The organism is Gimesia maris (assembly GCF_008298035.1).
Lineage (GTDB): Bacteria > Planctomycetota > Planctomycetia > Planctomycetales > Planctomycetaceae > Gimesia > Gimesia maris.
In genome coordinates, this window is sequence record NZ_CP042910.1 from 3,186,981 (window position 1) to 3,212,370 (window position 25,390).

General features: G+C 50.3%; 13 protein-coding genes. 3 read left to right on the plus strand and 10 right to left on the minus strand.

Features of this window, described 5'->3' with window-relative positions; translation table 11 throughout:
* The first annotated feature begins 338 nt into the window (after nucleotides 1–338).
* A complete protein-coding gene (locus GmarT_RS11890; protein ID WP_002648201.1) occupies nucleotides 339–1,691 on the plus strand; it encodes a glycosyltransferase family protein in 1,353 nt (450 codons plus the stop codon).
* Between the two features lie 18 nt (nucleotides 1,692–1,709).
* Here GmarT_RS11890 and GmarT_RS11895 read toward each other — a convergent pair whose 3' ends face one another.
* Entirely contained in the window at nucleotides 1,710–2,774 is a 1,065-nt protein-coding gene (locus tag GmarT_RS11895) for a glycosyltransferase family 2 protein (RefSeq protein ID WP_002648200.1), read from the minus strand.
* Nucleotides 2,771–3,502, minus strand: coding sequence for a class I SAM-dependent methyltransferase (locus tag GmarT_RS11900; RefSeq protein ID WP_002648199.1), 732 nt, complete (start codon nucleotides 3,500–3,502; stop codon nucleotides 2,771–2,773). Before GmarT_RS11900 ends, GmarT_RS11895 begins: the two co-directional genes overlap by 4 nt.
* Nucleotides 3,503–3,753: 251 nt before the next feature.
* Here GmarT_RS11900 and GmarT_RS11905 point away from each other — a divergent pair, with 251 nt between their 5' ends.
* Complete coding sequence (locus GmarT_RS11905) at nucleotides 3,754–5,517, plus strand: hypothetical protein (RefSeq protein WP_002648198.1); 1,764 nt, start codon at nucleotides 3,754–3,756, stop codon at nucleotides 5,515–5,517.
* Nucleotides 5,518–5,527: 10 nt separating this feature from the next.
* Here GmarT_RS11905 and GmarT_RS11910 read toward each other — a convergent pair whose 3' ends face one another.
* The 5 genes from GmarT_RS11910 to GmarT_RS11935 all read right to left on the minus strand — a co-directional run bounded on the left by GmarT_RS11910 (nucleotide 5,528) and on the right by GmarT_RS11935 (nucleotide 12,836).
* Nucleotides 5,528–7,969: a YfhO family protein gene (locus tag GmarT_RS11910; protein WP_002648197.1), complete on the minus strand. Its 2,442-nt coding sequence runs from the start codon at nucleotides 7,967–7,969 to the stop codon at nucleotides 5,528–5,530.
* A gap of 292 nt (nucleotides 7,970–8,261) precedes the next feature.
* Nucleotides 8,262–9,110 (minus strand): carbon-nitrogen hydrolase family protein, encoded by an 849-nt coding sequence (locus GmarT_RS11915; RefSeq protein ID WP_002648195.1) that lies wholly within the window; start codon nucleotides 9,108–9,110, stop codon nucleotides 8,262–8,264.
* Nucleotides 9,111–9,222: 112 nt separating this feature from the next.
* On the minus strand, nucleotides 9,223–9,942 hold the full coding sequence (locus GmarT_RS11920) for a metal-dependent hydrolase (protein ID WP_002648194.1): 720 nt from the start codon (nucleotides 9,940–9,942) through the stop codon (nucleotides 9,223–9,225).
* Nucleotides 9,943–10,712: 770 nt separating this feature from the next.
* The gene (locus GmarT_RS11930; protein WP_002648193.1) at nucleotides 10,713–11,516 is read right to left on the minus strand and encodes an inositol monophosphatase family protein; all 804 of its coding nucleotides are present in this window, start codon (nucleotides 11,514–11,516) and stop codon (nucleotides 10,713–10,715) included.
* Nucleotides 11,517–11,591: 75 nt separating this feature from the next.
* Nucleotides 11,592–12,836, minus strand: a complete 1,245-nt coding sequence (locus tag GmarT_RS11935; RefSeq protein WP_002648192.1) for a lactate racemase domain-containing protein — start codon at nucleotides 12,834–12,836, stop codon at nucleotides 11,592–11,594.
* A 487-nt stretch (nucleotides 12,837–13,323) separates the two neighbouring features.
* Between GmarT_RS11935 and GmarT_RS11940 the strand changes: the two genes are divergently transcribed.
* Nucleotides 13,324–16,656, plus strand: coding sequence for a DEAD/DEAH box helicase (locus GmarT_RS11940; RefSeq protein ID WP_002648191.1), 3,333 nt, complete (start codon nucleotides 13,324–13,326; stop codon nucleotides 16,654–16,656).
* Nucleotides 16,657–16,683: 27 nt separating this feature from the next.
* Here GmarT_RS11940 and GmarT_RS11945 read toward each other — a convergent pair whose 3' ends face one another.
* The 3 genes from GmarT_RS11945 to GmarT_RS11955 all read right to left on the minus strand — a co-directional run bounded on the left by GmarT_RS11945 (nucleotide 16,684) and on the right by GmarT_RS11955 (nucleotide 25,230).
* Nucleotides 16,684–20,253 carry a hypothetical protein gene (locus tag GmarT_RS11945; RefSeq protein ID WP_002648190.1) on the minus strand — a complete coding sequence of 1,190 codons (3,570 nt, stop codon included), beginning with the start codon at nucleotides 20,251–20,253 and terminating at the stop codon, nucleotides 16,684–16,686.
* A gap of 161 nt (nucleotides 20,254–20,414) precedes the next feature.
* Complete coding sequence (locus GmarT_RS11950) at nucleotides 20,415–22,694, minus strand: glutamine amidotransferase (protein ID WP_002648189.1); 2,280 nt, start codon at nucleotides 22,692–22,694, stop codon at nucleotides 20,415–20,417.
* Between the two features lie 46 nt (nucleotides 22,695–22,740).
* Nucleotides 22,741–25,230, minus strand: coding sequence for a vWA domain-containing protein (locus tag GmarT_RS11955; protein ID WP_081459575.1), 2,490 nt, complete (start codon nucleotides 25,228–25,230; stop codon nucleotides 22,741–22,743).
* Nucleotides 25,231–25,390 lie beyond the last annotated feature (160 nt).

Consider the following 25,390-nt stretch of genomic DNA (forward strand, 5'->3'; position numbering starts at 1 on the left):
GGTCTCTTACTAACTTGTCAAAGGTAGTCTGGGTCCGGGAGAGGGAAATGGATGTGATCTTTACTGCTTGGCTTACTGTACGGGATGTGTACGAGTAAGGTGTTCTACGAGTGAAATCCGAACGATCTTGAGAAAAATCCAATTATCGGCTGGTTAAAATGAAAAATGTGTGAACAATAGACGCTGATATTTTCGATCCAGCAGTTTGACTGAGTCTTCAGAAATGAATTCGGAATGCGTGCTGGTACTAAGTTTGAGTGATAACAAGGGGACCTGTTTGAAACTCGGACTCAATGATTCGACTGGTGATATATTCTCATCACTGGCGGTATTCTTGTATGAACCATATCTTACCTGATTATTACGTAAGTGAGGCAACATGGTTTTATCTTTCCCTGTTGCTCTCTCTAGCGGTCTTTTTCCGATTTGACCGGATTCTTTCGCTGCGCAATCTGGACCTGGTGCTGTTGCTTTCCATCTCACCGGGGCTGTTATTTTTAAGTGACCGACCGGTACTGGGAAATATCTGGCTGTTCGCAGGGACGGGACTGTTCGTCATTCGCATGTGTGTCGACTGTTTCTTTCAGAGGCGTCCCCGGGGCGAGCAGAATCTCAACAGTTTTGGGATGGCGTTTCTCTGTATCTCGATCTTTGCCTTTTTCATCGTTCGTGTGTTTACGGAAATTCCTGCGCCGGAAACGATCCAGACTGTCCAGCAGGCAGACAGACTGCTCAGCATGCAGGATGTGAGTGCAGCGCAACAAAAAACACCTCCCGAGGCTGGCCCCACGGCCCGACTGCTGGCTGCGCCAGTTGTGCCTCTTTCAAATGCGGTTGTCCAGGGATCCAGTCCTGTGACGAGTACCAGCCCTTCTTCGCTGGATCATTCCACGCTGGCAGCACGGATCATGTCGATCCTGGCCCATGCCTTTGTCATCGTGGGACTGATCATCATGGGAAAAGTACATTTTGCGGATACCCAAGTGGGGCTGGCGATGGCACTGTTGTATCTTCTGCTGCCTTGTACTGCCTATGATGTGAGTAAAGCGAACCATGTTTTACCGGCGGCACTGCTGGTCTGGGCGTTTGTGACATATAAGCAACCGATCTTGTCCGGTATCTTCATGGGCCTGGCCTGTGGAGCGATGTTTTTTCCGGTCTTTCTCTTACCGTTGTGGGCCAGCTACTACTGGAAGAATGGTCTGAAGCGATTTGTGCTTTCAGGAAGTGTGGTTGGAATCGTGCTGGTGGGAAGCCTGATTTTGACTTCAGTTGATCGGCTCTCATTTACCCAGCAGACGATAGGTTCTATCGACTGGTCCGTGATCAAGTTTCAGGGGGGGCAACAGATTCCAGGCTTCTGGAGTGCGTATGATTCTGCCTATCGCATCCCTGTGTTTGTGGTCTTTCTGCTGCTGATCATCTGTCTGACCATCTGGCCCCGCAGAAAGAATTTAGGCCATCTCATGTCGCACACAACGGCGATTATTATTGCCACCCTGTTGTGGTATCCGCAGCAGGGAAGCGTTTATCTGCTCTGGTATCTGCCTATGCTGTTGATGGTTGTCTTCAGGCCGCGCCTGCTGCATACAACACAGAGCACAGGCGTGGGACGGAACCAGCAGGTAAATGAAAAACCGGTTTCCCGGTTCCAGGATTCCGGAAGCATCGTCAGACATACCACACAATAATAGTTGTGTGAGACGATTTCAGGACTGCTGTGAAAGTTCCTGATCCTGACTGGCGCCTGCTGCATCCTCTTTGTTGCTCGAAAAGAGCGGCACTTCGGTGTCCGGAAAATCAAAATTGGTTTTCGTGTTGACGATAAACATGGGACGGGCTCTGACCTGGTCGTAAATACGCGTGACGTATTCACCCAGAATACCAATCCCCAGTGCATTGAGTGCACCAAAAAATGATGCAGTAATGGTGACTGAAGCCCAGCCAGGAATTGCCAGCCCGGTAAACAGCTTATGGTAAAGAACAAAACTGACTACCAGCGTACACACTACAGCGGAGAGCGCTGCGATGAGGTAAAAAATGGTCAATGGCAGGAACGAGAACGAAAAGATCGCCGTTTTTGCCAGCCGACAAAGATGGAGGAACGATACACGTGGCGTGTTATCATAGCGGGCCAGTCGTTCCACGGTCACACCGGTCTGCCGAAACCCGACCCAGGAACGTAAGCCTGGAAAATAGCGATCACGATCGTTCAGTTTTGCAATCTGGATTGCGACCTTACGGTCGATCAATCCGAAATTTCCGGCATCCCTGGGGATGTGGGTATTCGCGATCAGATTCAATGTTTTATGAAACGCATGGAATGCCCAGCGTTTTACGAGATTTTCTTTGCGTTCCGTGCGAATGGCATAGACGACATCAAACCCGGCCTGCCAGGCTTCCACAAAGTCAATGATGGCCGACGGGCTATCCTGCATATCCGAATCCATAATGATGATTGCATCACCGGTCGAATGTAATAAACCAGCCTGTACGGCGGCCTGATGTCCGAAATTTTTAGCAAAGTGCAGGACCTTGATCCGGGAGTTGAGTTCTGCCAGATCATTCAGAATTGCGCCACTTTGATCTGCGGAGCCATCGTTGACAAAGATGATCTCATAACAGCAGTCAATCTGCTGGAGGGATTCTTCCACAGACTGCAACAATTGGGGCAACACATTCTGCTCGTTAAAAACAGGTAAAACCACCGAGATGAGAATCTCGTTGATTGCTTTTCTTTCGGTGAAGTCAGCTGCAGGAATTGAGTGATTCATTTGACCAATACCCCTACCAGTGAAAGACCAAATGGGACACCTGTTAAATGGATTAACTTGCGTTCCACCCCGGCACAGGTCAGCAGCAGACGATTTACGTAATGAGGAACCCGTGTGAAGCGAGGTGTCTCATCCGGGTTTCGGTTGAGTATCCGGTCGGCTCCCCTGCTGAGAATGGCAGCGGGCAGTGTAAACGAATTCCAGTGAGTCAGCCATTTTACCTTGAGTCCAGCCTGCTCAGCATTTTGACGAAAGAGTTTTTTCGTATAACGGCAGTGGTGGCCCAGCTTTTGATCCCAATTTGAGAACAGAAGTGGATAGGCGGGGACGGTAATGATGATGCCGCCCTCATCCGACAATGCTTCTGCTGCATTTTTCAGTAATTGAACGGGATCTTTCATATGTTCCATCATATCGAGTAATACTATGACTTTGGCAGAAGACGGAGCTACCGGCCAGGGTTGACTCAATTCATGGACTGAGAGATTCTTTAATCCACGCGCACGGCCATAATCGACGGACTCCTGCATCAGATCAAACCCAGCTACTTCATATCCCATTTGACTGAACTCAAGAATATTTCGGGCGGCGCCGATTCCACCTTCGATTAAAATACCAGGAGCCGGGTATTCCCTGCTCAGAATGTCAATTACCAGCTTGCGTTTCGCGACATGCCACCAATAGGTTTCTTCCAGTTCGATTAACTCTGATAGATGTCCCGGATCCACTTGGTCTCAATTTGATATTAGAAGTCGAGGGGGTAAATCAGCAGAAAATCAGGGTTAGGCAAGGTGCGTCATGCTGAAACACTCAGGATATCAGTGCAACCGGGACAACTCCTCAGAATTCCCCATGAAATCAGAGAAAAAGCCTTACTTTTAACATATTTATTTTACCTGTATTACTTATGCTGTCTATAGTGTTGCTTCTGGGCAGGTCAGAATGCATCGTTTTAGTGTGTATATGTGGAGTATGTGTGATGGGGGATCAGTCAGGCAAGCAGATCACAGTCTTTACGTGGGTGTCTGCGTTGGTCTTTGTCGCCTTGTTGGTGTTGTGTGTACCATTGTTTATAAGGATGCCTCTTGCGACCGATGTTGTGTTTTACGATCTGCAGGCTGAGACAGCACTTAAGGGCGGGACCTTATATAAAGACATATTCGAGACGAACATGCCAGGCATTATCTGGTTACACATGTTAATCCGTCCGCTGATCGGAATGAGTTCCGATGCCCTGCGTATTGTTGACCTGTTAATCTTCAGTGGCAGTGTGTTACTGCTGATGTGCTGGGATCGCCGGAATCAGAACTCGGTCTCTGTGATGCTCTGGATCGGAATCACTCTGTTTGCGTTCTATTTTTCGCTTTCGGAATGGTGCCACTTCCAGCGGGATACACTCATTCTCTTGCCGGCTTTGACTGCACTCTGGTTAAGACGGAAGCAGGTGGAACGCATTCTGGAAAATCAACAGGCTGTCTCTGAGACCGCGCAGCCTTCTGTCTGGGGATGGGCATTTCTGGAGGGGTTGTGCTGGGCAACGGCTTTCTGGATTAAACCATTTGTGGCGGTACCCGCTCTGTGCGTCTGGTTTGGCTCATGGTTCTTAATGAGACAGCCGCGCAAGCTGCTGGTGGATTTATCTGGGTTATTGCTGGGGGGATTAGTTCTGGGAGCAGTCGGAATTATCTGGTTGTGGCAGACCGGCGCCTGGCCCTGGTTCTACGAAACATTTACTGAATGGAATCCGGAGTATGTTGAGTCACGAAAAACCGGCTGGAATACGATGCGATTTGCTCAGTTTCTGTACCGGTTTTTTCCCTGGTTTCTGCTGCAACTGATTGCGGTTCCGTTAGCTTTATCAACAGTCTGGCAGTGCGGGAAACAGTGGAAACAGCGTCGTTCAACAATGCAGACAGGGCAACGCGATTCGCTTCTGTTATCGTTAATGTACCTGGGGTGGCTCTTCCAGTCTTATGCTTTTCAGCATTTATTTGATTATGTACACCCCCCTTCTCATCTGCTGGCAATTGTGCTGACAGGTTCTTACCTGGCCAGGCGAGTGCAAATAAAGCCCCTGAACCTGGTCTGGAAAACTGGGATGGTCCTGTTTGTCAGCATGGTCGTTCTCTCATTTCCCAATTTCAAACCTGATCGAATTCGGCTCTGGCAGACCTGTGTTTTCCATTCCAGTGATTTACAGCTCAAAGCAAAGCTGGCCTTGATGGTTCAGGTTGACTGGGAAGATCTGGCCGCTGTGCGTGATTATTTAGAATCTCAAAATTTGAAAGATCACGAGTTGCATTGTTACAACACGACTCTGATTTACCTGTATCCGGAGCTTTCTATTGCTCCGGCAACCCGATTTGTATTTTTTGATTCCACCCTGATATTTTGCCCCAGCCATCGCGAAGAAATTCTGGAGTCGGTCAAAACCAGCCCGCAGAAAATGATTGTCACTGATCTGCTGGAGAGTGGTTTTGACAGGAAAACGGCGCTCGCCATATCACAAAATTCAGACCAGTTGACGCCTCCCGCCTATCCTGTCAGCTTGAAAGGCGCGTATCCCTGGTCTCAGCCTGTTGTCTTTCGGGCAGGACGCTACCTGGTTCATCAGGTCAATCGTCCCCTGGGAGATATTTTCGGCAGAGGGTTTATCCCGACCGAGGAGCAGGTACAGGCATTTGCACGACGTCAGAAATCAAAGCAGGAAAAAAGAGATTCTGTACCGACACCCGGCAAATAAAAGCTGATTCTCAGAGGTCAGCAACAGCTGATGCTGGCTGTTTGCTGTGAGGCTTACGAAACGCACCAAGCAGTTGGATCAGTAAGAGAACCAGTGCTGTGATCGAAATGATTCGCCCGATTTGAAAACCGGGGGGTATGTAAGACAGTTCTATCTGATGTTCGCCTGCTGGAAGAGGAATTGCTCTCAATGAGTAATCAGCCGGCAGGACGGGTAGATCCTGACTGCCTGTTCGTGCGGTCCAGCCGGGATAGTAGATATCAGACATCATCAGGTATCCGGGAGAAGTCAGGCTGGCTTCGATTGTCAACTGACTGGGAGTTGCATGACTGATCGTTGCTACGGAAAAAGCCTGGCGTTTTCCACGAGGCAGGACATCCTGCTGTAATAAGACTTCATTGCGTGGCTGAACTTCTGAAAGTGCCGCAACGATTTTCTGACCTGGTTGATTGGCGTTGAAAAGCTTTATATCTCCTGTCAGGTATGCCCGGGGGAGCGGATTCAGGTTTTCCAGTATCAGGTAAGGTAGCTGTTCGTGTGTCGAATTTTGCAGGTGAAACTCCTCAGGAATGGTACCCTGGTCGATGGTTTTCCAGCCCTCGATTTCCTGCTTCTGGTCTGTCTGCAGGATGACATATTTGATGCTCATCAGATCCAGCAGTGGCTTTCTTGCCGTTAAGAGATCGGGTGATTTGAATCCCGCCATCATCGCAGCGGCATCCGGTTGCGGGAACGCAGCCGCGGCCAGCAGTCCGAGCCGTGTGAGCGGCACCGGATCGTACCCCTGGATTTTCATGATTTGATGTTGCCAGGCTTCGCGGTCGCTGAGTAGTTTCTGGTTTACGAGCACACGATGTTCGCCCAGGTTTGCCTTGAGAAACGTAATCAGTTTTGTTTCTCCCCGGAATGAGCTTTGAGGAACAGTCCGCAGGATCTGATACGCATGGGTACTGAGTTCCCAGGTGCAGATCAGGCTGAGAAGCAGTGTGCCCGCGATCGCTGATTTGCGGGAAAAACTGGCCAGGAAGAGTGTTATGAACACTGTCGTGATTGCTGCAAAGAACCAGGCGAGTTGAATTCGGAATGTCTGTTTTGTTCCCATATTGAACGTGATTTCGCCTTGGGACTGGAAGAGCTGATAACCCACCAGCAGCAGGACCGCGGTCAAGCCAATGCCGATGATGAGTCGCAAGAGCTTCCTGTGCTGACTCTGTGAGAGTCGAAAGAGGGATTCACATCCAAATCCGGCCAGCATGGCGACTGCCAGTGAGCAGAGCCAGAGCAGACGCACGGGAAGTCGAAACATGGAGAATCCCGGGATCAGATTATAACACAGTGTATAGAAAGGGAGATGGGGACCAAAGGCGAGCAGCAAGGCAGCCAGGCCGATCAGCGTGAGTCGAATAACATTTCGATTTCGGAAGAACACCCCCGTTCCCAGCAAAGCCAGCAACAGTGGCAGACAGCCAAACGAACAGAGGGCTTCCCAGTAAAACTGTCCAGGACCCTGGTAATGATCGGGGTGGCCCCACACAAACGGATCGATCAACTGCAGGAGGCTGTATCGATTCAAGCTTCCCTGGTACAAGGCAGCCATGTCAATCCCGCTGGCGCGAACCGCCTGCTTCGTATAGATGAAAACGGGGATCAGGTCGATGGCGACCAGTCCGGCCACAAAGAGGCTGACTAATATCCAGCCTTTGAATCTTGTACCGGGCGTACTCATTGTGACGGGGCTGTCAGAAGTGATTTTTTCCTGGCCTCTGGTGCTGGTCTGGGGTTTCTGCAGCATGAAATCCACCAGGCATTCGATGGTCAGGGAGAGGCTGAGAAACAACAGCAGGTAGTACAGTTCCTGAACATGGCCACAGAAGAAGGAGAGTGAGATGAAAATTGCCAGGAGTGGGACCGCTTTTCTGCTGCCTTCCCGCAGGAGTTCATAGCCATATAAGATCCAGGGGAACCAGGAAATTTGTGTGACTGATGTGAAATGCCCTTCGCCTGTTTTTGCCAGAAAATAGGGGGCGGCAAGAAAGACGATCCCGGACAGGAGCGCGCTGAAAAAACTCAGTTTATATTTTCGACCCAGTAGAAAGGCACCCAGGCCGGCCCACCAGTGGTGCAGCACCAGCGACCAGCTGATGGTATTCACGGCATTCGTAAAAAAGAACAGCCAGTTACCAGGATAGAACAGGGACGACTGCGGCGTTCCCAGCCAGGGCATGCCCAGAAGTGAGTACGGATTCCAGTAAGGAAGCTGCTGGAACTGTTCCCAACAGATTTTCTGATAGCTTTTAAAGGCAATGAACTGACTGGTCGTGTCGTTATAGCCCTGACTCTGAGGTCCGACCAGCACGTCGGCTGGCTGACTTACCAGTGGCAAAAAACAGGCTCCCGTAGCAATGGTCAGGAGCAATGCAGCGATCAGATTTTGATACAGTCTGGATTTCATGTGTAAAGTTTCATCTCAACCTGGAGCGGAGAAACCATCAGAAAGACAAAAGCATTGTAAAGGTTCTGATACATCACAGGACAAAACGATTGCGAACAGATACATTTTCCACGAAAGGAAAGTCGTTTCGGGAGTAAAGTTCGGTAATCGAGAGCCTGTCGCCGGTAACGGTCGGAAGCGGATTTAAGAGCACAGTTCGTGCCAAGCCGTCCCGTGCACAGGATGAATTCAAGGCAATCAATCCGCAGGCAATCAGCTGCTGCCAGGCGGCAACCTGCTACCGGGGTGTGATTCAGTCCCGATTGGGGGGCTGGAGTCCATGCGGCTCTGTAATTTTGCCGTACAATTCGGGACGTCGATCGGCCAGGCGATGAATCACATGTTTATCGGGGACACGGTCGACCCGCTTATTGCGGGCCAGGGCCGGATCTATAATCGCATAGAGAATTTCCGGGTCCGTACCTGTGGATGTGGCAATCGTTTCTCCTGCCGTACCCGTAATGCGACTCTTGCCGATAAACTCAAAACCACGTTCTGCCCCGATGCGGTTAATGGCACAGTAGTAGATGCCGTTTTCCATCGATCGTGTATTGATGGCATGCTCGGCGACATGATTCGCGCCGGTGGGCCAGTTGGTCGGCAGGACGATCAGATCGGCTCCCTCGATCGTCATGATACGCGATGATTCGGGAAACGCACTGTCATAACAGATATTGAGACCAATGTTTGCTTCGGGATGTGAGTAAACTGCAAAATCACGGTCGCCAGGGGTCGCAAAGCGATCGACTCCCAGGTAGGGCAAATGAATTTTTCGATAGCTGCCCAGGACACCTTCCGGTGTAATCAGAACAGCCGCGTTATACACACCCTGCTCTGCCTGTTCCAGCATCCCGACGACGACGGAGTGGTTCAGTTCCCGACAGATTTCCTGCAGTCTGTCGGTGGAGGGACCGGGAATCGATTCTGCATAAGGCAGGGCTTCTTCGAGGCTGGCAAAACAATAACCAGTCAGCGCACATTCGGGAAACACGGTGAGACTGGCTCCTGCGGCAGCAGTCTCTTTGATTTTCTCGATTATACGGCTCAGATTTCCCTCTTTGTCCATGAGAGAAATATCCATTTGCACGCCGGCGATTTTCATTGAGTGCGGTCCTCAGAATTCCGAATAAATGAATATACCAATTCAGGCAGAATACTGATTATAGGAGTCTGCGCTGCAGGTTTCCATCGTTTCTGTTCAAGGTGCAGTTGAATCAAAGTCGTTCTGTCGTTCTGAAGGGAGATGCCTGCTGGACCGGGGCATCGATTTTTTCCACGGGCGCAGTCTGTTGAGGTGGGATGAGCACCCCTGAATCGACTAGTGTGATATAGGTCATCGTCAGGAGAATCGCATAGGCGACGGCGTTACCAAACAGACCTTTTCCAAACCATTTGATCGCAGTGCCCGAGGATTTCTTCAATCGGATGCTCACTCCCTTACGTTCCACGCTGTAAACTTCATCCAGAACCAGATGAGAGAGAAAACCAAGCGAGATTCCACCGGCCATCAGAAATTTGACGGTAAAGGAATCGCTGAAATAAGCCAGAAAGACCGTTTCCCCGGCGATGATCAATGCCGGGATGCTGTGGAACATACCGCGATGGACTGCAAACTTACTGAGGATGGCGGCGGCACCATAACGAACGGCAGCATAGGTGACGACGGCCATCAGAATCGCGTTGTCCGGGTCGGCCCCTTTATGAATCATGCAACGCATGGCAACGAATGAGGCGACAGCCGCGGTCAGGGAGAACAGTTCTTTGATCGGGCGGCCTGTTTCGGAATCCAGATCCGGCAGCATACCACCCACCCAGGTCAGTACACCGGCCAGAATGCCCTGTGTCGGCGTAAATCCCATGAACAGGCTGGCGGCTGTGCCGTAGCCGATTCCCAGTAAGCCGCTGACGCTGATATGTTCCGTGTAACCGGCCATCGTCTCTTCCCTGAATGTTACGGTGTGATTCCGGAATGTTGGTAGCTAAGTCCTTGCTGAGTCAATCGTAGCAAACTTGGGGTACATGGATCAATGGGAGTTCAAATCACTGGTTTTGAGGCGGAAATCGGCTGCTGGGACCTGATCTGGTTCAGGTTGTTCATCTGCGTGCGGTCTGGTGAGATCGGGTAGAATTGACGATGAGTATTTTTCTTCTCTGTTCATACGGAAATGTTCGCGCGGTATCGGAAGATCAATGCTCGACCGAGAGAAAGCGATTTCTTTGAGTATCAGGAGGTATTTTGATGGCCTGTTTTTTCTGCTTCCGTGATGAAGGACTATTTTGTGGAGTGGCACGAGTGAGTCAAGAGGATCTGAACAAAATCGGGTGGCGATACAGGGTGACACAGGCGCGACCTGCTGCGATGCCGGGGCGGTTCTGTGGTGATAGCCTGCGATGTGCGGCGACCCGCAGGCATACATTGGTAACTGGTGCGGTTATGCGAACTGAAAATCTGGAAAAAAGGACCGAAAAACGGGTGCAGACTACGAACAACTGTCGCGTGTTTCAGTGCACTGTAAACTGGTCACGCGCGCGACCCAATTTAGCGCTTATCATGTTTCGCGGCGCAGCGGCGTCAAGTCGAATATTTTCAGTCTATGCTGCTGGATTACGAAGTTGGGTTCATCGCAGGCTGAAACGCCCCCAAACGGCAAACAGCACGATATTTGGACACGTTTCAGTACAGAACAGCGACAGAGCAGGCTGTTTATTGAGCGATGATCTTCAGAACTTCGTCTTTCAGGGCCGCATTCACTGCCAGGCCATTTCCAGTGTAGATGGACGGGTTGCCGTCGAAATCGATCCAGTGTCCTCCGGCTTCTTCCAGGATGGGGAGCAGAGCGGCTGCATCCCAGGGGCTGAGGGTAGGGTCGATCATTACTTCGGCACGACCGGTGGCGACCAGCATGTGACCGTAGCAGTCTCCCCAGCCGCGAGCGAGGTAGGAGTTGCGGCAGAAGTATTCATATGCTTTCTGTTTGCCAATCGTTTCCCAGCGGGTCATGGTGGTGGTACAGAAGACGGACTCCGAGAGCTGAGATTTATCAGACACCTGAGCGCGGCGAGGTTCCTGATCTCGAATTTTCCACCAGGCGCCTTCTCCCTTGATGGCGTAAACCACTTCGTTCAAAGCCGGGAATCGACAGACACCGAGAACCAGTTTCCCGTTCTCTTCCAGTCCCATGAGCGTCCCAAACAGGGGGACACCCTGTGTGAAAGGTTTGGTGCCATCGATGGGATCGAGTATCCATTTGAACTCGTTTGTCCCTTCGACGGGTGGCAGTTCTTCTCCCAGGATACTGTCTTCAGGAAAGGCGAGCGTGATTTCTTTTCGAAGCAATTCTTCTGCACCACGATCAGCAATCGTTACCGGAGAGTCATCAGATTTTCGATCGACCTTGAGATCAGGAGACTGGTAATACTGCATAATCAGGTCACTGGCTTTCTCTGATGCCGTTAAAGCCAGTTCCAGACGTGCTTTTAATTCAAATTTCTCAGAATGTGTATTCATGGTTTTGTTTCGAATATTTCTTGAATGTTTATGGTTGTCGATCGAATGAAAGTTTGCTTCTTTAAGCTGACAAGGCTATTCCTCTTCGAGACGGTAAAGGTGCTCCCCTGCTTTTCTGACGAGCAGAATACCTTCGTCTTCCCGGTCGGCAAACGATTCGATGTCGATGCTGTCGGGATCCCGGTAGCCGAGATTGATTTTCTCACACAGTTCCGGAGGAATCTGCGATGCCAGTGTGACGCGAACCCGCGGACGTTCGATTCCGTTTTCGAAGGTCCCCGTCCCCCGGACGTGAGTCGAATGTGCCAGGATGCCCCAGGGGTAGTCTTTAAACTGATCCCACTGGTTTGTGAAATAGTCTCGGACATGATAGCCGACCTCTTCAATCAGCTTGCCGTGTGTGATCGAGATTCCTTTCATGTGGGGAGCGTAGATGATGAGTTCGCCATCATCGGCGACCACTGGTTCCAGCTTGTACATACATTTGCCGGCGACCCAGAGTTCATCGTACATCAACGGTGCACAGGACAAAACCTGCTTGAACGGCTTCGGCTTTCGTTTAATATGGATCTGGCCAGACAGGTCAGCGGCAGATTCCCAGGCGGATTCAGGAGAGCCGTAAAACAGACCATATAACGAACTGTCAGGAGCCACGACGAAGGTGATGCAGCGTTTTTCGTTGGGAATCATCGCGGCGGACTGATTTACGACTTCGCGAACCGGAGTCTGTTTGACCCCGATAATCCCGACATTGGTGATTAAGGCACCGAGCCAATGGAAGAAGTTCAGAAGATCCGGGCCGGAAATACCAGGGAAAAAATACTTGCTACCGCCGGAAAAGCCGACGACTTCGTGAGGAAAGACGGGGCCCATGACCTGCAGGATATCATAGTCTTTAATACGTGCATTGATGGTGACCGGGACATCCATTTCCAGGAGTCCTGCTGAGATTCGTGAAGTCTGCTCTTTCGTGAGCGTCCCGATTTGTGTAAGCTTGTCAGGTTGGTCCCATTCATGGTTGAAAAGTCCGACGTCCCTGTATTCAGCCTGTCTGTCTGCTTCAGAGATACCCAGAAGCCGACAAATGTCTTTTTCAGGCATGGGAGGATGTGTCCCCAGTGCCACGAGGACATCAATCCGTTTTGCTACAGGACTGAGCATTCGATGAAAGGTCGAAAACAACAGGGGTAAAGGAGCCGTGCGGGTCGCATCGGGTACGATCAGCAGAATACTCTTGTTTCGATAGTCTTCAACAGGCAGGTTGGATTCAAACCACTGAATGACTTCCTGCTCGCTAAGAGTTTGATGGAGATGTTCCATAGTTGCATATTGCTTTCAGATAAGCCCCGACCTCATGATTGCTGTTCAGGGCCGGACTGATGATGAAAACAGATACTATAAATTATTTTTCAAAAAAGTGAATCGACTGAGCAGACTGTGGGAGTCGTATATCACACTTTTTACAGCTGGACCAGTCTCAGGGGGCGGAACTTGGCTAACTCTTTGAGATAACGGAATGTTCACATTCTTTTTTGATGGAAGTCAAAATTTCAGAAGAAAACCCGCCATAATGACTGGTCAAAAGCAACGGTGATCTAGTAACCTCGTAAGATGCGCTCTGAATGGGGTTTGAGGGTTGTAAGGCCCAATTCTTCAACAGGCTTTTTTGAGAGCCGCACGATTAAAATGTTTGTGTTCCGACCGATACCAGCGTTGGTCCAGGTTCAATTCAGGACTGACTTATGAAAATATCCGGGAGTGTCTCAATAATGCGAAACGCGTTTTGGGATCAGGCAGGAGGCCGTCCATGACGTTGGCAGAATTGCTTGAAAATCAATTTCGTGCCGATATTCGATTTCGTGGTGCAGCATATATAGAAGCGGAACGGGTTGAACTGACCCGGATCACCGCTGATCATATTTTTGCTGTGGTGCGCGATGGTGTCGAGTACCAGACGCAACTGTCACGCGATGATGGCAATCTGAAAACATATTGCACCTGTGACCAGTTTCAGAAGTTCAATGTCTGTAAGCATCTTTGGGCCGCTATCCTGGCCGTGGATGAAGCGGGCTACCTCGCCGGTGCGGTTAAACCGGGTTACATTCCGCCGTTTATCATCGAAAATGCCCCGATCTCTTTTGAAGACGAGGTGGACGATTTCGAGTTTTCGATGCCCGACGATTTTGATCTGGGTGGCGGGCGGTCTCGTAAAACCAAATCTGGTACCAGCAGCAGCCAGTCAACAGCGGTTTCTTCCAAACCGCGTCTGCGTGACTGGGAAGCACGTCTGGTTGAGCTAAAGAATGAGTTCGCTCTGACTCCCGTTCTCTCCAAAACGACACAGCAGGAACGAGAGATCTTTTATGAAATCGACATCGAGGAAAGCCTCGAATCCGGGCAACTGGTCGTTCAGACTTCTCAGCGTCAGCGACGAGCGAATGGGCAATGGGGCAAGTTGAAACCCCTCAAGCTGAAGGCAGGTCAACTTCAGGAAGTCGAACATGAAGACGACCGACGGATTCTGGCCTATCTGTCCGGGGGAACGCCCGAACGGACAAACTGGCGGGCACAGCAGACAGAAACTCAGGTCGCTGCATTTCGTTATCGAATTCCCTATGAACTGTGTGAACTGATTCTGCCGTTGATGTGCGGTACGGGGCATGTACGTTACCTGGATCGTCAGCCCGACGATGTTGATTCCCTGACATGGGATGGCGAGCATACCTGGGAGTTCTGCATGGGGGTAGAACGGGACCGGAAAAATTCCAACTGGAAACTGCACGGTCATCTGAAACGGGACGATGAAGTTCTACAGATCTCCTCTGCACGACTGATCGTCGCGGGGGGCCTGGTATTGACCCATGATAAAATTACTCCTCTCGAAGACTATGATGCATTTCCCTGGATCAAAATGATTCAGCTGAACGAAACGATCGAAGTGGAAGAAGGCGAGCAGCAGGAACTGGTTGATCGTCTGCTGGATATGCCGGTACTGCCTCGGCTGGAACTTCCTGAAGAATTGCATCTGGAAGAAGTGACCTGTGATCCCCTGCCGGAACTGCTGATCCATTCGCCGCAGAAAAAACGCTGGCAGCAGGATCGTCTGTATGGTGAGATCCACTTTAACTACCTGGATCATCTGGTATCCGGCTCGAGCACCCAATGGGCGATCGTGGACCGGGAAGAAAAACGCTGCATTCTCCGAAACCGGGAAAAAGAATCGAGTGCCTGGACCCTGCTGCAGGATAGCGGTTTTCGCAGACTGCTCGACCGGCGGATTCAAGGACGGGATGTTGAGATCTCCGCACGCGATCTGGGAGGAGCGGTCCGCGAACTGATCAAAGAGGGTTGGGCCGTTCGCGCCGATGGTAAGCAGGTCCATCAACCGGCCAGCCTGATGTTTAAGGTTGAATCGGGCATTGACTGGTTTGAACTGCATGCCGATGTCGACTTCGAAGGTCAGACCGTCCGATTTCCTGAGTTGCTTTCCGCCTTGGCACGCGGCGATTCATCGATTCGCCTTGATGACGGATCTCTGGGGATCCTGCCGGAAGAGTGGATCGAACAATACGGAATTCTGGCTGGAATAGCAGTCACGGATGAAGATCATCTGCGATTTGCACCCAATCAGGTCGCGCTGCTGGATGCGCTGCTGAATGCACAGGAGTTTGTAGAGACTGATGCCAAGTTCGATGAAATCCGTGAAAAGATTCGCTCTTTCTCGGGAATCTCTATCGATAAAGAACCAGATGGCTTTGAAGGAGATCTGCGCAAATATCAGCTGGAAGGCCTGGGCTGGCTGCAGTTCCTGCAGGACTTCCATTTTGGTGGCTGTCTTGCCGATGACATGGGTTTGGGAAAAACCGTTCAACTCCTGGCGCTGCTGCTACGGCGGAAAAGGGCGCGGGGCGAGCATCTTCCCTCACTGGCTGTTGTACCGAAATCGCTCATGTTTAACTGGATGCAGGAAGCCTCCAAGTTTACCCCTGAGCTGAAAGTGATTGAATATGCAGGCGGCGATCGCAGTAAGCTGATTGAACAACTGACGGAATATGACCTGGTGCTCACGACATACGGGACGATGCGACGTGACATTACTCAGATCAAAGATATCCAGTTTGATTATGCTGTGCTCGATGAAGCCCAGATGATCAAAAACTCGGGTTCGCAGGTGGCAAAAGCGTCGCGACTGGTACAGGCCCGTCATCGGATTGCACTCAGTGGTACCCCTGTCGAAAACCATCTGGGAGATCTCTGGTCAATCTTTGAGTTCCTGAATCCGGGAATGCTGGGACGCAGTTCCGTCTTCAAAGCTTATACGAATGATATCGAAGATAAAAATGCCCGTGTCATGTTAGGCAATGCATTACGCCCTTTCATTCTGAGAAGGACGAAAGAACAGGTTGCCAACGAGTTGCCTGAAAAAGTCGAACAGACTCTGTATTGTGATATGGGTAAAGATCAGACCAACCTGTATGACGAATTGAGACAGCACTACCGGGATTCCATCCTGGGAATGGTTGAATCCAAAGGTCTGGGTAAAACCAAAATTCATGTGCTCGAAGCGTTATTACGTCTGCGCCAGGCGGCCTGTCACCCTGCTCTGTTAGATCGTGGTCGGGCCCTGGACGCTTCTGCAAAAATGGATGTACTGATTCCACATCTGGAAGAACTGATTGAAGAAGGTCACAAAGCATTGGTCTTCTCGCAGTTTACCAGTATGCTTTCAATTGTGCAGGAACACCTGGATCAGAAGAATATCGTCTACGAATATCTGGATGGTCAGACCCGTGACCGTAAGGAACGCGTGGACCGGTTCCAGACCGACAAAGATTGTGGCGTCTTCCTGATCAGTTTGAAAGCGGGAGGCCTGGGTTTGAACCTGACTGCCGCGGACTATGTTTTCATTCTGGATCCCTGGTGGAATCCTGCTGTGGAAACACAGGCGATCGACCGGGCACACCGTGTCGGCCAGACCAAACGCGTGTTTGCTTACAAGCTGATCTGCCGCAATACGGTCGAAGAAAAAATCACCGAATTGCAGCAGCAGAAGCGGGAACTGGCGGATGCGATCCTGGAAGAGAACCAGAGCGTCCTCAAGAACCTCTCGAGCGACGATCTGGAATTGCTGCTGTCATAAACGGGATATCTTACAGTCGGTCATGGTTTACTTATCTGAGGCCTGCTTCTCAGATAAACCACGCGTAAAGGCTTCGTATGCTTCCCGGTATTCTTCAGGAACGGGCAGGCGTCGGGGGCCAATACTGTCAGTATTCTGTTTTCGGGTACTGGTTCGTTCGCGCTGTCCTGCCCGATTCGCGGGCTTGAGTGATTTCAACATTTCTTCGAACTGACGTTTCCGGGCCAGCGATTCAGGCGACTGTAATTCCTGCTCCGGAGTCTGCAACTGCTTCTGTAGCCGCTCAGAAAACTGCTGCATCTCTTCTTTGGTCCAACCCAGTTCTTTGAGCAGTTCCTGATCAACCTCTTTGCGTTTCAGTTCATCTTTAATTCGCTTCAGAACCAGATTGGCGGCTTCTTTTCCGTATTCCAGATTGGCATCTTCTGCCTCAGGCAGGCCCGGTGGCGAGGCGTTTCCAGAATCCTGATTATCCGATGCTGCAGACTGCCCTCCCTTGGTCGAGCCACTGCCCTGCGGATCTCCAGACCGTTGACTGGAACTGGAGGTGGAACTTTCTCCTGATTTTGACTTGGACTGGCTGTCACCTTTTGAACCACTTTTTTCCCCACCCGATTGATTGCCACCTTTTTCACCAGATTTACTTTCGCCGGATTTATTCTGGCCGGATTGGTTCTGCTTTGAAGATTTCTCGCCAGATTTGCTGTCTGAGTCTGGCTTATTCATCGACTGCTTCGAGTCAGCAGGCTGTTTCTGTGAGCTCTGTTCCTGATTGCCCTTTTGTCCGGAAGAATCTCCTTTACCTGGTTGCTGACTCCCTTTCTGCCCCTGGTCGTTTTGAGAACTGTTACCCTTCTCGCCATTCTGTGGTTGTTTTGATTTCTGGTCTGTGAGGCGACCTTTGTCCTGAGGCGGTTCATTGGAACCATCGGGCTGGTCCGGCTTTTGTTTGGAATCAGGTTTATTTGAAGGTTGCTGTTTGTCGGAGGGGGACGGGTTCTGGTCTGATTTATCAGGTTTCCTCATTCCCTGTTTTGGATCTGCTTTTGAAGCATTGTCGGTACCTTCAGTCTTTGAATCAGGATTATCCGAATTGGGCTTTGGGGAAGAAGCATTGGAGGGAGAATCCTTTTGACCAGGACGAGTAGCAGGTTTCTGGTTCGGGTCCCGTTCTACATTTTTATCGGTTCTACGGGGATCCGCGTCAGGATCATGGTTCGGGGTTGCTTTTCCTTTAGGATCGCCATTTGATTTGGTTTTCATCGCATCATCTGAAGGATCAGCCGGTTCCTGTTTGCCTTTGGGAACAGAGTCAGTCTGAGACGGTTTCTGTTTTCCGCTGGGATCATGATCCGGTTTGTCTGCCTTGTCGGAAGACGTGGGGCTTGAGTTCTTGTCGGGCGCGTTCTGAGGTTCGCCTTCTGAGCCTTTGTCGGTATCAGAAGAAGGATTGTTCTTTTCGCCGTTAGCGCCAGATGATTTCTGGTCCTGCATCTGTGGATCGTTTTCCGACTTTCCAGGTTCCTGTTTTTCCGCGTCCGGCTCCTGTTTTGGTTCGGAACCCGGTTCTGGTTGCTGCCCTTCTTTTTTCAGTTGCTCCAGAATACGTTTTATCGCTTCCTGGTCATCGGCGCCATCGCTGTCCAGTTCCTCTTTTTCGCCAGATTTCTGTGGTTTCTGACCAGCGCCCGGCTCTTCTGACTTTTGAGGGTCAGTTGATTCGGATTGAGGAGAATTCTTTTTGCCCGGTTTCTGGCTACCTTTCTCCTGTTGATTTTCTTCACCAGGTTTGGTTTGATCCCCAGGCTGTCCTTCTTCTTTTTTGTCTGGATCTGCCTGATCAGACGATTTCCGGTCTGCTTTCTCAGATTTGTTTTCCATCGGTTCCGATTTGTTATTCTGATCGGAATCGGTGTCTGGATTCTGGGGTGCCGCTTTCTGTTTTTGTTCTTCGAGTTGTTTCTGGGCTTCTTCCTTTGTGACAGGCTCTGTGATTTCAATCTTGATCTTGGGGGTATTCTGGCGATTACCAGACGGGTGTTTGTTATCACGAGCCTCGACCCAGAAATAAATGGTCTCGCCGGGGGACAATCGCAGTGGCCCCAGTTCGAAATCGTGATTGAGTCCCACACTCTTTTCAGCGCCTTCGAAGAGGGTTTTATCCAGAATCCGAACCTGTTGTTTATCAACTCTCAGGTTCAGATAACGGATTTTGAAATCCGGATCTTCCGCGATCACTGAAATGGGGACGATACCGTTAGCGGGCATCTTCAGATCTGATTTTGGTGTCAGCAAGCTGATTTCCGGAGCCTGGTCCGGACGGATCATCAGCGGATAGACGGTCGGTGACAGGGTTGTCTGACCTGCTTCGTTTCGGCATTTGATCTGATAGAATCTGGGAAAGGATCCATCTGCACGCAGTTTCAACTTCCAGGAAGCAGTAATCGAATTCTTATTGATCTTCTTTTCGATTCGGAATTCTTCCAGCAATGAATTAGAATCTTCTTCGTCAGAAAAGAGAACTTCAAAGGAAGTGATTGGCATATTCGTTGTCGCATCGAGGGTGATTTTCGTCCCTTCCCAGGCATCGATGGCTCCCCCCGGCTGCTCAACCGCTGCCAATTCCATGTATTGCGGATAATCATAACGAATCGAGTGTACGGTCGCAGAGGGTGGCTGAATGACTTTGACTTGAAACTCTTCTGATGTCGCATCTCCCGCCTTGATATGGTAGGTTAACTCCTGGCGAATCCCGCGTCCGTTGATCCCGACAATCATGCCCTGGTACCGTTTCAGAGTCTCATCCATGGCACGCAGTTTGACAGGCTCGTCCACGCGGCCTTCGTCGCTGGATGAGTAGAACAGTGTTACCGTTTCCGGTACTTCTCCCCGCAGGTCAACGATGACTTCCAGTTGACTCCCAGAGAGGACTTCTGTGTTCCCAGGTGTCACGGAGTTGATCTGGGTCTGTGTGGCAAACTCTCGTTGAGGGGAAAAGGAAATGGCCGCTGAAATGGATGGCCAGATTTCTTTTGGCGAGAAGAGTGCATAAAAACACAACAGGGCCACGACGAACAACAGAATATAGGAAAGTCGCATGAGCGGACGCCGATCGACAGCCTGCTCGGTATCGGTTTGTGAAAGTGTCAGCGCTGCGCGTTTTTCCAGCGAGTTGATGATTTCAGGATTAACAGCGCGTTTGGAGTTTTTCAGATCAATCAGATTCAGCAGCGAACCTTCCATCTCAGCAGACGTCTGTTCAAGAGCATGTGCGGAATAGAGGTGTGTGACTTTTTTGAAGTAAGGTAAAATCAGTTTCCAGACGGCCCAGCCCAGACAGGCAATAAAAACTCCTGCCAGCATCAGCAGACGCGCGGTATGACCGAACCCGCCTTTGATGATCCAGTGATCGAACAGGACAAATACCAGCAGGTAGCCTAGGAAGATAGCGGTAATTCCCACAGCTGTTGTCAGCAGATCATTGGCTTTGATATTGGATCCGGTTTTTGAAACCTGATAATCCACATATTCATCAAACTTGGCATACTGGCCAGATCGCTGTTCGGTCGTCTGCTTCGGATTGGATGCCGTTGACATGGAAAGCCTGTGCCTGAATCAGATTAGAAATAGAAAGAAATCACTTATACCCATTATAGAATGATCGACGTCGGTGATGGTATGAATGTTCCAGAAATTTCAGGGAGAATTGATTTTCCCTGATTTTCTCTTCGAGACTGGAACAATGCCCGTAAAGGCAGTCAAACCAGACCTTTATGTTTCCGGAAGAACCATTCTGCACTGAGTAGAAGAATGAAACAGAGCAGGAAGTACCAGTTATCCCACAGGGACACGCGCCGGTACCGTGTCAGGTCATTATTCCATAAATTTTCTTTGTTCATCCGCGTCAGAAAACTTTCCAGTTCCTCAGGTGGCAAAGAACTACCTCCTGAGAGGGAGGCAATGGATTCCAGCAGAGAGTAGTCAGCAGCCGGGTTATCCAGTTCCAGATCACGTGGATCGACGATAAATCGGGTGATGGCGTCGAAGCCGAGTGAGTTTCCGTTTTTTACTGCACTGACCGTGACCCAGTAATCACCGGGTTCCTGCGTTTGTGAAAAAGTGGTTCTTGATGTTTCCCCGGTCCCCTGTATTTCCGATTTGCTGGTTTTTCCGGAAGGTCCTGTGACCTGTACCGTGAATTGAACATCAGAAATGGGCTTTCCTTTGTCATCCCGGGCACCAAACAGAACAGGGACCTGGCTTCCCGGGGCAACGTTACGCGGTTCGACACGTGCCCAGACACTCTGGTCAGTCTCATTTTCTTTGTGAGCCAGCCAGAGAATCATCTGCCTCCAGAAGCGTTCATGTTCGTTTCGATTCCCGGTCAGGAACCATTGAAACGTGGTGTCGCCGGCAAATGCCATGACACGTGCATTTCCCACATCTGAAGCAAACAGCAGCGGAATGGCTTCATTTCCGGCGGATTCTGCCAGGACTTCAACGGTATCAAACCTTTTCTTGAGGCGATTGGCCCCCTTGAGCGGAGCCAGCATGTTCCATTTTTGTCGGTTTGCCTCTCGGGAACTATCCAGCTGCATCACATAGCGCTGCAGTCCCAGCGAGGTCGGTACCATCTTCAGATCCTGAAAGTAATGTAGATCTTTGGCAATGGCATTCCCGGCCTGTTTTTCGTTGGCACGCATGACGACCGGGATCAAATTCTCAAGCGGGGTATTCGCGTAGCCACCAGGGCCAAAGCTGTGATATCCGCCCGTCATCAGCAGGCCGGCTCCCTGTTCAACACGATCTGCAATTTTGCGGAGGACTGTGGGCCCCAAAGTGTCGGCGGGGACATCTCCAATGATGAATACGTCGTAGCGAGCGAGGTCTTTGAGGTCTGCATTAATAGGTTTGTTGTTTCCGGAGAAACCGTTTCCCACCGGAATATAATCCAGCTGTATTTTAGGATCATTCATGGAACGAATGAATTTCTGCTCGGGTCGCAGGGAGTCGAAATAAACGACCTGCAGCCCCCCTTTCTGAACCGTGACAATCGTTTCCAGTCGATTGTTTGTCTGTTTGATTTCACCTTCCAGTGGAACCGCTTCTACAGCGATTTTGTATTCGCCGGGAATTTCCGGCGTCCAGAAGAGTTCCACCGTGGTAAGTTCATTGTTCTGATTCGGATGGATCTGGGTTGCGACCCGGGAGTTACCGTAGGCTGATGCGGGGACCATCTTGCCCGCTTCGCCTTTTTTGATTCCAGTACGATCTTCAACCAGCAGTCGCACGGTGATATCCCGATTGGCTGCTCCCAGGCTGCGGACCTTAACACTGATGGGAGTGTTTTTTTTCTCGAATACCAGCGGGTCAATAACAAGGCTCTCCATGACCAGATCCAATGTTGTATCCTGGAGGCTGGATGAACCAAAGCCGATCGTATAGATGGGAATACCTGTGTCGCCGAAGTAGCTGGCCTGAGTTTTGGCATCGACATCATAGGGAGGCACTGTTCGTTCTGCTCCATCGGAAAGCAGCAGGATTCCTACCAGACGATCCTGTTGTAACTGGCTGGAAATCATTTCCAACGCATAGCCGATTGCTGTCTGATCCCCTGCAGCCTCTTCAGAAAAAGCCTCAACGGGAATCAGTTCGCTTGAGAAATCAAAACGCCGGATGCCGATATTTTTGTCAAGATTATCGAGTCGTGGTTTAACCGTTTGAAGAGTTTTTAATAACTCATTGCGGCGGGGCGCACTGCCAGGAGCATCTTCAGTCTGCATACTGCGACTGGCATCAGCAACGATGTACAGCCATGACTGCTGTCTGGTCTGGTCACTGAATTCAATGGAAGGGCGCAGCAACATGAATGCCAGGAGCAACACCGTTATTAATCTTAAACCAATCAGCAGCCGACGGATTGTCGGTGAGAAATGTCTGACACGTTTGGGGTATGTGGTAAGAACCAGTGTGATCAACCCGATGATCAGCAGGATCATCGTCGGCCAGGACCAGATTGGTTCAAATATCGGTTGCATGGTATGTCTGTAAAGTCAGGAAATTAGAATGGGGTCAGACTCAAACTCAGGCAGTCGTTTCGGCTGCCTGATCGATTTCATAGAAAAAGTTCGCGGTAAAATGTTCAAGACAGAACAACAGCAGCAGCAGTGTTGCCAGTAAGGGAAAAATTTCCACGCCAAGTCTGCCGGTGCGAATTGTACGTTTCAGTCCTTCCATATCGTGAGTAATGCTGTAACGATCGGCTCCCAGAAACTGATCAAGTTCGTTTTCAGAAATCGGCGTAAAGTTACTTTCTGCAGCGTTGATATTCACACTGAAGCCGCTGGAAGAACGAGCAGTATTGCTGGAATTATCGATCAACTGGTAATGACCTGGAGCGGTGGTTTCCGGTATCGTGACCTGCTGCGCTCCCGATTTAACCTGTATCAGCAATTGTTTTAAATCGGGGGTTCTCAACAGAAATGTTTCTGGTCTCGTGGCTGTCGCTGGCCATTGATAACTGGCGATTTCACCAGTTATATAATTCGCACGATTTGATCTCGTGTGGATCAGGTAGCGGGTCAGCTGATCTGCGAATGCCAGATAGGACCAGCGGGCATACAGGAGTTGACTCCAGCCAGAGGAATCGACGCCGGTCGTGAGTACGACTACTTTCCCCTGCCCCAGATTGCGCTCAACGATTGCGGGAGAGTTTCTGGAGTCAGTATAAGTTGCGATCACCTGTCCTTTATCGGTCGGTTCGACGCGCCAGTAGCGGGAGACTTCCATTGTAGCCAGTTCTCCCGTTCCACCCAGTTCCTTGAAGTATTCAAACAGTGAATGGGGATTATTTTCCAGATCAAGGAATTCCGGAGGGATGAATTTGAGTGATCCCAGTAATTCCAGCGGAAGTAACTTTCGGGCTGCCAGCGAATTGAAGGAAACAATCATAGATTCCGGTGCATCTCCATCACTGCCTAAAATGAAGCAGATTCCGCCGCCATTTTCCGCGTACTCGGTACACAATCGCCAGGCGGTGGGAGGCAGAGTGGTGACATTAATCAGATAGACGGCCGCGTATTGTTCCAGCGGCGTCGATTCCAGTTCATTCAGCGAAATCACATTACACTGGTAGCGATTTTTCTTTAAAGCGACAAGTTTCTCCGGTGCCAAAGCAGCACTCCAGACTTGGGCTGAAGCGGGGTCCGGACTGACAATTAAGATTTCGGGAGGTGGTTCGGCCAGAACAGTGAAATAGCGGACATCGTCTGGAAGATAAGGATCGGAAGAAGTCAGCCGAAGTTCGCCTTGAGTGACCTTCTGAGTGACATTGGTCAGACTCATTTCGAGTTGCGTTTCCTGATTTGATTTTGGTGCAGTCTCGGAATCGGAATTTGCTGCAGAGGTACCGGTGGTTGACAGGAGACGCTGGTCACGTTTGATCAACTGGCCTTTTTCATTTTGAGTATAGAGTTCCAGAGTGGTGTTTTCTGTTGTAATTCCGGAGGTCACAATTTCCGCTTTGACAGTTACGGAATTGCCGAGCGTGATCGCTTCGCGCGAGAGGTTGATATGCGAAATGCCGATATTTTTCGGATTGGTAACTCCAACGTCGATCACATAAATTCCGAGCCATTTAAGACGTTCCAACTGCTGTCTGATCGATTGTGCTGGCTGGCTTCTCCAGGCCGAACGGGCCAGGTCTGTGTAAATATATATTTCCCGAACAAACTGATCTGCTCCTGCCGTCTGGGAGCTAACGGATTGTTGTGCTGACTGGCTGCGTTTGAAATCTTCTTCCTGCCGATTGATGGCGGCGCGGAGGCGATCGTCCAGGTACAGGGAGAATGCAGATGTTTTCAGTGACTTGATACGGGACTGGACTGCTGTCAGATCGGATTGAAAGGGAAAATTATCTTCGCTGCTGCTATGCATGACAGAGACCCTGCTCTGAGCTGGCAGGTTGCTTAAATGCTCATCAGCAATCGTTCTGGCCTGGTCCAGGCGAGAAAGACTGTCCTGTCGATAATCCATACTGAGGCTGGTGTCAAACAGAAAGACTGCGGTGACCGGGATGTTCTCAGCCACTGCGGGAAGCGGTTCAGAAATCTCTGCAAAGATGCGTCTCTGATAAGGCCACAAAACCAGTAACGCCACCAGTAGAAATGCCGCTGCACCGATGCCACCGCGTAAAAATGTGCGACGTGTATTCAGGGTCTGCTGAGAAACTCGCTGTTTCTGAAAATGACGCATCAGGCCGAGGTATACGAGGACCGCGATCAGCCCGATGGTAATCAGCATGGTCAGTTCATAGGTCGAAAAACCATAATTGGCCGGAGGGAGTGAAGGCCTGGTCAGCGCGAGGACAATCGCGACAATTACCAGAATGCGTAGTAACAGCAGCCAGAAATGACGAAGTTTGAGCCTGCGGGAATTCTGGATTTTTTTACGTTGCAGAAGTGCCAGAGCAGGAAAGATCAGTTTTTTGGGTTTTGAACGGAGCAGGAAATGTAAAATCACCGGGATTATTGCCAGAACGATTCCAAGTAATAAACCGGGGTGAATAAGTGACATATATCAATAATCTAATGGAGAGATTGAGTAGCGAATCAAACGATGGTGTCGGGAAACGCTATTTAGTCTGAGTCCAGTTTACAGTTTCGATTCCCCTGCCCTCTGAACTGCGTTTAACAGGATGAGAGATGCCGTGATTAAAAGGGATGCGATCCTGCAT

What these genes read in the sequence shown, in the direction of transcription:
- GmarT_RS11890 (WP_002648201.1), top strand. Translation starts at nt 339, where the DNA reads ATGAACCATATCTTACCTGATTATTACGTAAGTGAGGCAACATGGTTT.
- GmarT_RS11895 (WP_002648200.1), bottom strand. Translation starts at nt 2,774, where the DNA reads ATGAATCACTCAATTCCTGCAGCTGACTTCACCGAAAGAAAAGCAATC.
- GmarT_RS11905 (WP_002648198.1), top strand. Translation starts at nt 3,754, where the DNA reads ATGGGGGATCAGTCAGGCAAGCAGATCACAGTCTTTACGTGGGTGTCT.
- GmarT_RS11910 (WP_002648197.1), bottom strand. Translation starts at nt 7,969, where the DNA reads ATGAAATCCAGACTGTATCAAAATCTGATCGCTGCATTGCTCCTGACC.
- GmarT_RS11915 (WP_002648195.1), bottom strand. Translation starts at nt 9,110, where the DNA reads ATGAAAATCGCCGGCGTGCAAATGGATATTTCTCTCATGGACAAAGAG.
- GmarT_RS11920 (WP_002648194.1), bottom strand. Translation starts at nt 9,942, where the DNA reads ATGGCCGGTTACACGGAACATATCAGCGTCAGCGGCTTACTGGGAATC.
- GmarT_RS11930 (WP_002648193.1), bottom strand. Translation starts at nt 11,516, where the DNA reads ATGAATACACATTCTGAGAAATTTGAATTAAAAGCACGTCTGGAACTG.
- GmarT_RS11935 (WP_002648192.1), bottom strand. Translation starts at nt 12,836, where the DNA reads ATGGAACATCTCCATCAAACTCTTAGCGAGCAGGAAGTCATTCAGTGG.
- GmarT_RS11940 (WP_002648191.1), top strand. Translation starts at nt 13,324, where the DNA reads ATGACGTTGGCAGAATTGCTTGAAAATCAATTTCGTGCCGATATTCGA.
- GmarT_RS11945 (WP_002648190.1), bottom strand. Translation starts at nt 20,253, where the DNA reads ATGTCAACGGCATCCAATCCGAAGCAGACGACCGAACAGCGATCTGGC.
- GmarT_RS11950 (WP_002648189.1), bottom strand. Translation starts at nt 22,694, where the DNA reads ATGCAACCGATATTTGAACCAATCTGGTCCTGGCCGACGATGATCCTG.
- GmarT_RS11955 (WP_081459575.1), bottom strand. Translation starts at nt 25,230, where the DNA reads ATGTCACTTATTCACCCCGGTTTATTACTTGGAATCGTTCTGGCAATA.